This is a genomic window from Syntrophales bacterium (assembly GCA_030655775.1).
Lineage (GTDB): Bacteria > Desulfobacterota > Syntrophia > Syntrophales > JADFWA01 > JAUSPI01.
The window spans coordinates 1-2,547 of sequence record JAUSPI010000208.1 but is presented as its reverse complement, the minus strand read 5'-3'; the positions used below and the strand labels follow the sequence as shown (position 1 = coordinate 2,547).

Below are 2,547 nucleotides of genomic sequence, written 5' to 3'. Positions count from 1 at the left end.
TGTCGGCCATAAGAAAATTTATAGAATCGGGAAATGAAGATTACTCGAAATTCCTGATTTCGGATAAACACTTTAAAGAGGCATTGTCGATAGACAGTGGTCGAGGGTCAGTGATTAGTGGACATGGAAAATAGGGACTGCTACTTTTTTTCGTTAGAAAAATGGTAGCTGTCCCATTTTTCCTGAATCAAGGAGGAAAAGCATGAGTGGGAAAAGCATCTATATCTATGGATTTATCAACATAAATGAGAAGAAAAAGTTTGATTACGCCGGCATCGATGGGGGAGAAGTTTACACTCAACCCTATCAGGATATTGCCGCTGTCGTCAGTGACTTACCCGATATGCAGTTTGGCTCCCTGCCGAAAGAAACACTCCTTCTCTATCTCGCAGTCTATCAGGCAGTTATAGAACGGGTTATGAAAAACCATTATATCATCCCCATGAAATTCGGAACCTCGGTCGATGGCAAAGAGGAAGTCGAGATGATATTGAGAAAGGGTTATGATCAGGTCAAAACAAATTCCATGTCTATGGAAGACAAAATAGAGCTTGACGTAGTGGCCATGTGGAACAATCTGGACGCAGTCATAAAGACAATTGGAGAAGAGGAAGAAATACAAAAACTCAAGGCGGAAGCAGCATCAAAGCCCACCGACCAGAAGCTTGAGGCCGGAATAACCCTGGGAAAGATGGTTAAGGCTTCACTGGACAGGAAAAGAGAAGAACGCGCTTCAGATATGTTGGATACTTTGAAAGCGGAATCAGAAACCCACCGCTCCCACGATGTTATGGATGACTCCATGATCATGAATGTCGCTTTTTTGATCAATAAAGATAACAAAGAAACATTTGAGTCAAAGATAGATTTGCTGGATGAAGAATATCAGGATGAAGTGAATTTCAGGATAGTAGGCCCCCTTCCCTCATACAGTTTCTGTACATTTGAAATAAACAAGATTGATTTTTCAGATGTAAGCGAAGCCAGGAAAACGCTTGGTCTGGGTGAAGAATCCACTGCACTGGAAATCAAAGAGGCATACTGGAGATTGAGCAAAGAGTTTCATCCCGACAAATACCCGGGCGATGTGGAGGCGCAAAAAAGATTTGAGAATATAACGAAGGCCTATCGGCTTCTCAAGGATTATTGCGAGGGGGAACAATGCTCCTTTAAGGAAGAAGACGTAAGGAACTGGATTGTTGTCAAACCGATGACACAGTCAGGGGTAAATGCGTAATGAGGAGACTGCTGTATGTGCCCGTTATCCATGTGGACTCCGATCTGGGAAGCATCGCTCCGGATATCGACAAAAGAAGCGCCGACATATGCGGCAAAGAGCAGTGGGAGAGACATAAAAAGACGGTGCATTTATTCTGGGATTCTATCGAAGGTTATTTTACAAATCTGGATGCCGGAAATTTAAAAATCTATCAGGATGGCCTGCTGGCGGATGGTGAGTTGGGACAGAGGATCGTTGAGGAAGGGGCCCGAAGGGGGAGCAGAAACTTCCGGATCGTACTTGATTTGATTGGGAGAGGAGGAGAAATCAGAAAAACGGAAGATGTGGCACTCCTTAAAGAAGAATATAACCGCATTCTTAAACTTGCCCAGACAAAATCGCTCTGGGAAAGGACCACGGCTTACGCAGGCTATAGAATCCATAGAGATAGAATAATGGAGGAAAGAGATCAATTTGTTGCAAAAACCATCAATAAAACCCTTAAAGAAGAAGAAAGGGGTGTCCTTTTTATGGGGGCCTTTCACGACGTGCCCCAGTATCTTGCAGGGGATATCGATGTAAAAGAAGTAAAAAATATAGAAAAGGTTAGAGGCTACTTCAAAGAACTTATGTCCGGCAAAAACAAAGAGAAATTCGATGAATTAACAGAGTATCTGATCGCCGATATTGATAAGGAAATAATCTGATGCCTGACAAAGACGACGGTCAATACATATATGCCATTGCGACAATCAATGAAGAGAAGACCTTTGGTCCCATGGGCATTGGTGACTACAAAGATGAGGTTTATACAGTATGCTACCGGGATATCGGAGCCGTGATCAGTTCTTCTCCCATTATTAAATATCCCGTTACCAGGGCCAATACAATGGCGCATCAGAAGGTCATGGAAGAGGCCATGAAAGATTATCCAATGCTGCCGGTGAGATTCGGCACTATCGGAGAGGGAACAGATCTTATCAGAGAAAAGGTATTAGAGGCCAGATATGACGAGCTTAAAGAGCTTCTGACATATGTGGAAGACAAGATAGAGCTCGGCCTCAAGGTTCTATGGTCGAATAAGGAGGATGCCTTCCGGGAAATCGTAGACGAAAACAAGGATATCAGGATATTGAGGGATCGCCTCATGTCAAAGAAGGTAAGACCGCAGCGAGATCAGGTTGGGTTGGGTGATATGGTAAAAAAAGCTCTGGAAGCAAAGAAGCTGCGGGAAGAAAACGCGATTCTCGATTTATTGAAGGGGCTCTGGGTTGAGCATAAGGCAAACGATGTTTTCGGCGATCAGATGATTACCAACAGCGCCTTTT

Annotated in this window: 3 protein-coding genes; all 3 read left to right on the top strand. The window is 43.6% G+C overall.

Going from position 1 to position 2,547, the window contains the following annotated elements; genetic code table 11:
- The first annotated feature begins 202 nt into the window (after window positions 1–202).
- The gene (locus tag Q7J27_11075; protein MDO9529684.1) at window positions 203–1,237 is read left to right on the top strand and encodes a GvpL/GvpF family gas vesicle protein; all 1,035 of its coding nucleotides are present in this window, start codon (window positions 203–205) and stop codon (window positions 1,235–1,237) included.
- Window positions 1,237–1,926: a hypothetical protein gene (locus Q7J27_11070; protein MDO9529683.1), complete on the top strand. Its 690-nt coding sequence runs from the start codon at window positions 1,237–1,239 to the stop codon at window positions 1,924–1,926. Before Q7J27_11075 ends, Q7J27_11070 begins: the two co-directional genes overlap by 1 nt.
- Window positions 1,926–2,547: GvpL/GvpF family gas vesicle protein (locus Q7J27_11065; protein ID MDO9529682.1), on the top strand; the 622-nt coding region annotated here is incomplete at its 3' end. The genes Q7J27_11070 and Q7J27_11065, both read left to right, overlap by 1 nt.